The organism is Streptomyces durbertensis (genome assembly GCF_014156695.1).
Taxonomy (GTDB): domain Bacteria; phylum Actinomycetota; class Actinomycetes; order Streptomycetales; family Streptomycetaceae; genus Streptomyces; species Streptomyces durbertensis.
On record NZ_WMLF01000304.1, the window covers coordinates 1 to 6,635 of the forward strand.

Annotated in this window: 4 protein-coding genes and 1 pseudogene; 1 reads left to right on the plus strand and 4 read right to left on the minus strand. The window is 73.3% G+C overall.

Annotated elements, in window-relative coordinates; translation table 11 throughout:
- Positions 1 to 127: 127 nt before the first annotated feature.
- The 3 genes from clpB to GL263_RS18670 form a co-directional block, all read right to left on the minus strand.
- A complete protein-coding gene (gene clpB, locus GL263_RS18660; RefSeq protein WP_182856865.1) occupies positions 128 to 2,725 on the minus strand; it encodes an ATP-dependent chaperone ClpB in 2,598 nt (865 codons plus the stop codon).
- A gap of 390 nt (positions 2,726 to 3,115) precedes the next feature.
- Positions 3,116 to 4,429, minus strand: coding sequence for an MFS transporter (locus GL263_RS18665; RefSeq protein WP_182856866.1), 1,314 nt, complete (start codon positions 4,427 to 4,429; stop codon positions 3,116 to 3,118).
- Positions 4,426 to 5,115 carry a GntR family transcriptional regulator gene (locus GL263_RS18670; RefSeq protein WP_182856867.1) on the minus strand — a complete coding sequence of 230 codons (690 nt, stop codon included), beginning with the start codon at positions 5,113 to 5,115 and terminating at the stop codon, positions 4,426 to 4,428. The genes GL263_RS18665 and GL263_RS18670 overlap by 4 nt, the downstream gene beginning before the upstream one ends.
- A 95-nt stretch (positions 5,116 to 5,210) precedes the next feature.
- Here GL263_RS18670 and GL263_RS29085 point away from each other — a divergent pair.
- Positions 5,211 to 5,330: pseudogene (locus GL263_RS29085) on the plus strand (type II toxin-antitoxin system VapB family antitoxin); the annotation flags it as partial.
- A 127-nt stretch (positions 5,331 to 5,457) separates the two neighbouring features.
- On the opposite strand, the gene GL263_RS18675 reads toward GL263_RS29085, so the two are convergent.
- Positions 5,458 to 6,357 carry an NAD(P)-dependent oxidoreductase gene (locus tag GL263_RS18675; protein ID WP_182856868.1) on the minus strand — a complete coding sequence of 300 codons (900 nt, stop codon included), beginning with the start codon at positions 6,355 to 6,357 and terminating at the stop codon, positions 5,458 to 5,460.
- Positions 6,358 to 6,635 lie beyond the last annotated feature (278 nt).

The following is a 6,635-nucleotide window of genomic DNA, read 5'->3' on the forward strand; positions in this document are numbered from 1 at the left end:
GGTCAGTCGCGGACGGGCCCGGGCGGGTCAGTCGCGGAAGGGCCCGGGCGGGTCAGTCGCGGACGGGCCCGGGCGGGTCAGTCGCGGACGGGCCCGGGCGGGTCAGTCGCGGACGGGCCCGGGCGGGTCAGTCGCGGACGGGGGCCACGGTCAGCCCCTCCCGGCCGGCCTCGGGCACGTCGACCCGCACGGTGTCGCCGTCGCGGATCTCCCCGGAGAGGATCTCCCGCGCCAGCTGGTCGCCGATGGACGTCTGCACCAGCCGGCGCAGCGGACGGGCGCCGTACGCCGGGTCGTTGCCCTCGACGGCGAGCCAGTGCAGCGCGGCCGGGGTGACGTCCAGGGTGAGCCGGCGGTCGGCGAGGCGGCGCTGGAGGCTGTCGATCTGGAGCCGGGCGATCCGCTCCAGCTCCTCCGAGCTGAGCGCCGAGAAGACGACCAGGTCGTCCAGCCGGTTCAGGAACTCCGGCCGGAACGCGGCACGCACCGCCGCGAGCACCTTCTCCCGCTGCTCCTCCGGCTTCGCCAGGGGGTCCAGCAGGTGCTGGCTGCCGAGGTTCGAGGTGAGCACGAGGATGGTGTTGCGGAAGTCCACCGTCCGGCCCTGCCCGTCCGTCAACCTGCCGTCGTCCAGCACCTGGAGCAGGATGTCGAAGACCTCGTGGTGCGCCTTCTCCACCTCGTCCAGCAGGACGACCGTGTACGGGCGGCGGCGGACCGCCTCCGTGAGCTGGCCGCCCTCCTCGTAGCCGACGTAGCCGGGCGGCGCGCCGACCAGACGGGCCACCGAGTGCTTCTCGCTGTACTCGCTCATGTCGATGCGGACCATGGCCCGCTCGTCGTCGAAGAGGAAGTCCGCGAGCGCCTTCGCCAGCTCGGTCTTGCCGACACCGGTCGGGCCGAGGAAGACAAACGACCCGGTCGGACGGTCCGGGTCCGAGACGCCCGCACGGGACCGCCGCACCGCGTCGGAGACGGCCCGCACGGCCTCCTCCTGCCCGATGAGCCGACGCCCCAGCTCCTCCTCCATACGCAGCAGCTTCTGCGTCTCGCCCTCCAGCAGCCGGCCGGCGGGAATGCCCGTCCAGGAGGCCACCACGTCCGCGATGTCGTCCGGGCCGACCTCCTCCTTCACCATCGTGTCCCGCGCGGCCTCCTGCTCGGCCTCGGCTGCGGCCTCCAACTGCCGCTCCAGGGAAGGGATCTCGCCGTACAGCAGCTTCGAGGCCGTGTCGAAGTCGCCGTCGCGCTCGGCACGCTCGGCCTGGCCCCGCAACTCGTCCAGGCGCTCCTTCAGCTCACCCACCCGGTTGAGGGACTGCTTCTCCTTCTCCCAGCGGGCCGTGAGCTGTCGCAGCTCCTCCTCGCGGTCGGCGAGGTCCCGCTTGAGCTTCGCCAGCCGCTCCTGGGACGCCACGTCCGACTCGTTGGCCAGCGCCAGCTCCTCCATCCGCATCCGGTCCACCGAGCGCTGCAGCTCGTCGATCTCCACGGGCGAGGAGTCGATCTCCATGCGCAGCCGGCTGGCGGCCTCGTCGACCAGGTCGATGGCCTTGTCCGGCAGGAACCGGGAGGTGATGTAGCGGTCGGAGAGCGCGGCGGCGGCGACCAGCGCGCTGTCCGCGATCTGCACCTTGTGGTGCGCCTCGTAACGCCCCTTGAGACCGCGCAGGATCGCGATCGAGTCCTCCACGGACGGCTCGGCGACGAGCACCTGCTGGAAGCGCCGCTCCAGCGCCGCGTCCTTCTCGATGCGCTCCCGGTACTCGTCGAGCGTCGTGGCGCCCACCATGCGCAGCTCGCCGCGCGCCAGCATCGGCTTGAGCATGTTGCCGGCGTCCATCGCCGAGTCGCCGCCGGCGCCCGCGCCGACCACGGTGTGCAGCTCGTCGATGAAGGTGATGATCCGGCCCTCACTGGACCTGATCTCCGCCAGCACCGTCTTCAGGCGCTCCTCGAACTCACCCCGGTACTTCGCCCCGGCGACCATCGCGCCCAGATCCAGCGAGACGAGCCGCTTGCCGCGCAGCGACTCGGGCACGTCACCCTTCACGATGCGCTGCGCCAGCCCCTCGACCACGGCCGTCTTGCCGACGCCCGGCTCACCGATGAGCACCGGGTTGTTCTTCGTCCGCCGCGACAGCACCTGCACGACGCGCCGGATCTCGTGGTCCCGCCCGATGACCGGGTCCAGCCGGCCGTCGCGCGCGGCGGCGGTGAGGTCCGTGCCGAACTTCTCCAGCGCCTTGTACGTGCCCTCCGGGTCGGGATTCGTGACGCGCTGCCCGCCACGCGTCCGCTGGAACGCGTCCAGCAGCTTCTTCGCCGTGGCGCCCTGCTCCTTCAGTAGTTCACCGGCCTGCCCGCCCTGGGAGGCGACGCCGATCAGCAGGTGCTCGGTGGAGACGTACTCGTCCCCCAGCTCCTTCGCCCGCTGCGACGCGTCGGCGAGGGCGGCCAGCAGCTCCCGGTTCGGCTGCGGACGGGACACCGTCGCCCCCTGCACCCGGGGCAGCGCGGCGAGCAGCCGCTCCGTCCCCGACCGCAGCGCCGCCTGGTCGGCCTCGACGGCGGCGAGCAGGTCGCGGATGTTCTCGTTGTCCGAGCCCTCCAGCAGGGCGAGCAGCAGATGCGGCGGCGTGATGTCGGGGTGGCCGTCGGTGAGCGCGCGGTTGTTGGCCGCGCTGATGGCTTCGCGGCTCTTGTTGGTCAGCTCGGCTTCCACGGGCGGGTCTCCTCCTCGTTGCACCTTGTTGCACCTTGGCACCTTCGGCCTGCGGCAGTAGCTCCGGCCCACGGCAGACCTGCAGGTCAACCACCCGGCCGACCTCCATGATGCCTCTCCGATCCGATGTCCTGCCACCTACAGAGTACACAAACCTGAGTCGATGCGACTCAATCCATCGCGGAAGTCCGGCGACTCTCCGAGTGAAGCGCCCCGGCCGGTGTGACAACAGCGGGAACACGCGATCAGGTCCGGTCGGCCCCGCGAACCGGGCCCTCCGACCCACCCGGCGCGCACAGCGGGCCACGCACAGCGGGCAGGCCGTCGAGGAAGCCCCGGTCGGAGGAAGCCCCAATCGCCCGCGCCGCGGGGTCGCGGTGAACGAGGGGCTCAGGCGGGGACGTGGAGGGTGGTGACGCGGCTGGCGAAGTGGTGTTCGTGTTCGCGGCGGCGGGCTCGGCGGCGGAGGCGGAGTATCTGGCTGACGCCGAGGGCCTGGAGGAGGAAGACGACGGAGAACGCGACGCGGAAGTCGTCGCCGGTCGCGTCGAGCAGGAGGCCGACGCCGAGGAGTGCGGTCATGGAGGCGGTGAAGCCGCCCATGTTGACGATGCCGGAGGCGGTGCCCTGCCGCTCGGGCGGGTTCGCCGGGCGGGAGTAGTCGAAGCCGACCATGGAGGCGGGGCCGCAGGCGCCGAGGACCAGGCAGGTGGTGACCAGCAGCCAGGTCGGTGCCGTCCCCGGCCAGGCCAGGACGGCGGCCCAGACGGCGGCGGTGGCGCCGACCGTGCCGAGCACGATCGGCGTCCTGGCCTCCTGGCGGCGGGCGACGAGCTGGCCGTAGACGAGGCCGACCACCATGTTGGACAGCACGATGAGGGTGAGCAGCCCGCCGGCCTCCGCCATCGTGCGGCCCTGGTCGCGGACGAGGAACGGCAGCCCCCACAGCAGCAGGAAGACCATGGCCGGGAACTGGGTGGTGAAGTGCGCCCACATGCCGAGGCGGGTGCCGGGCTCGCGCCACGCCTCGCCGATCTGGCGGCGGACGTAGCCGGGGCCGAGGTGGGCGGTGGCCGGCGGCGGGTGCCCGGCGGGCCGGTCGCGGAGGACGGTGAGGACGAGCAGCAGCACCACAAGCCCGCCGGCGGCGCTGCCGGCGAACGTCGGGGTCCAGCCGAACGCGGCGAGCACCCGGGCCAGCACAAGCGTGGTGACCAGGTTGCCGGCCATGCCGATGAGCGCGGCGATCTGCGCGATCAGCGGTCCACGCCGGGCGGGGAACCACTGGGCGCCGAGGCGCAGCACGCTGATGAACGTCATCGCGTCGCCGCAGCCGAGCAGCGCGCGGCAGGCGAGCGCGGCCGGGTAGGAGTCGGCGAGCGCGAAGCCGAACTGGCCGACGGTGAAGAGCGCGACGCCGAGGGTGAGGGTGCGCTTGGCGCCCCAGCGGTCGACGAGCAGGCCGACCGGTATCTGCATGCCGGCGTAGACGAGGAGTTGGAGGATGGAGAAGGTGGAGAGCGCGGAGGCGTTGACGGCGAACCGGTCGGCGGCCTCGAGCCCGGCGACGCCGAGGCTGGTGCGGTAGGTGACGGCGACGAAGTAGACGGCGACGCCCACGCCCCAGACCAGGACCGCGCGCCGGCCGCCCGGCGGGTCGCCGGGCAGCCGGGTGGGGGCGTCGAGCGGCTCCCGGCCGCTCATCGGGCGGCGTCGCCGTGCAGCAGGCGGCGCACGGAGCTGACGTGCCGGTGCACGGCCGCGACGGCGGCGTCGGCGTCGGCGTCCTGCAGCGCCTGGAGGATCTCGGTGTGTTCGGCGATGTTGCGGTCGACGCGTTCGGGGTGGGCGTGCATGACGGCGACGCCCATCCGCAGCTGGCGGTCGCGCAGCTGGTCGTAGAGGCGGGTGAGGATGCGGTTCCCGGTGGCCTCGACGAGGGTCGCGTGGAAGCAGCGGTCGGTGACCGCCACCTGGGCGAGGTCGCCGGCGGCGGCCTGCTGCTTCTGCCGCTCCAGCAGCTCGGTCAGCCGTTCGACGAGTCCGGCGGGGACGGGCACGGCCCGGCGCGCGGCGTGCTCCTCGACGAGCAACCGGGTCTCCACGACGTCGGCGATCTCCTGGGCGGAGACGGGGAGGACGAGCGCGCCCTTCTTCGGGTACAGCTTGAGCAGGCCCTCCACCTCAAGGCGCAGCAGCGCCTCCCTGACCGGGGTGCGGGAGACGCCGACGGCCTCGGCGAGTTCGCCCTCGGTGAGCAGTTCCCCGCCCTCGTAGCGGCGGTCGAGCACCGCCTGCTTGACGTGCCGGTAGACGCGTTCGGCGGCGGGCTGGCCACGCGAGGGCGCGGCGGCGCCGGGGGTCTGGGCTGCTGCGGCGGCTGGGCACATGCCGACACCATAGATACAACAGGTATGCGGAAGGAACACGCATCCACGATCCGGACAGCCGGGGCCGAGGTCGGAGCGGAATCCCGGGTCGCACGGTGATCGACCTCGACGACAAGCCGCTTGCCGACGTGGCCCGGGCGCTGGGCACCAGCACCACGCGGGACACGGTGGAGGCCGCCCTCCACACCGTCGATGAACGTCGCACGCGGCTCCTGACCGGCCCGAGCGCCCTCGCGGGCACTCACCGGGCAGGGCCGGCACCGCGGTGCCGGCCCTGTGGACCTGCCGGTGGCCGCCACGGCGCGGCTTCAGCGCCGCCCCCGGGGCATCGATCGCCGCGCGTCATCCCTGTCGGAGGTGGTCGGTGGTGCGGCTGAAGGCCTGGGCGCCTTGGCCGGCGGCGAGGGCACGGGTGGTGAGGCGGAGGGCGGCCGCCGCGGCGCCCGGGTCGAGGCGGTGGTGTTCGGCCACATGCACGATGTGCTCGAAGGTGGCGTGCGCCGAGGCGATCGTGCTCTCGTCGCCCGGGTGGTCGCCGGCGTCGACGTTCCGTGCGAACTCGTCGAGGAGCGTCGGCATGAAGCCGAGGATGCCCTGGGCGAAGGGCGCGATGTCCTCGGCGCTGACGCCCTCGGCGCGAGCGAGCGCGAGGGCGTGCGTGTAGCCGCTGGTCATCGTCCAGAAGAAGTCCAGCAGGGCGATGTCGTGGGCGGCGGCCCGGCCCGGTTCCGCGCCCAGGTAGGCGGCGGTGCCGCCGAGCGCGGCGAAGGTGCGCCGGTGCCGCTCGAAGAGGTCCGCCGGGCCGCTGTAGAGGACCACCGCGTCGGCGGTGCCGATGAGCGGGACGGGGCTCATGATCGCCCCGTCCAGGTACTCCACCCCGTGTTCGCGCGCCCATTCGGCGGTGGCGCGGGCGCGGTCGGGGGTGTCGGCCGTGAGGTTGACCAGCGTGCGGCCGCGCAGGGCGTCGGCGGCGGGTTCGAGGACGGCGTGCGCGGCGTCGTAGTCGACGACGCAGACGATCACGAGGTCGCCGGCGGACACGGCGTCCGCCGGGCTCGCCGCTTCCTTGGCGCCGAGTTCGAGCAGTTCGCCGGCGCGGCCCGGGGTGCGGTTCCAGACGGTGAGGGTGTGGCCGGCGGCCAGCAGGGCCCGGCTGAGGGCCCGGCCCATCGGTCCGAGGCCCAGCACGGTGACGGCGGTGGGGGTGACGGCGGGGTTGTTGGTGGCGGTGTCGCTCATGTCCGCGCTCGTTTCCGGTAGTTGGGGTTCGGTGGTCGCGCCGCCCCCTCCCCCGTTGCGGTGGGGGGCGGCGTACCGACGGCCGTTGCGCCGACCGCTGAGGTGACTGTGCCGCCGCCCGCGCACGAACCGCCGACGGTCCACGCACGGTGTCGGTGGGGCCGGTTACGGTGTGGTCATGCGCTTCGGGGTCCTGGGTCCGGTGACCGTCTGGTCGGCCGACGGTCGGCCCGTCCCGATCCCGGAGCTGAAGGTGCGCACGCTGCTGGCCCTGCTGC

What these genes read in the sequence shown, in the direction of transcription:
- GL263_RS18665 (WP_182856866.1), bottom strand. Translation starts at nt 4,429, where the DNA reads ATGAGCGGCCGGGAGCCGCTCGACGCCCCCACCCGGCTGCCCGGCGAC.
- GL263_RS18670 (WP_182856867.1), bottom strand. Translation starts at nt 5,115, where the DNA reads ATGTGCCCAGCCGCCGCAGCAGCCCAGACCCCCGGCGCCGCCGCGCCC.
- GL263_RS18675 (WP_182856868.1), bottom strand. Translation starts at nt 6,357, where the DNA reads ATGAGCGACACCGCCACCAACAACCCCGCCGTCACCCCCACCGCCGTC.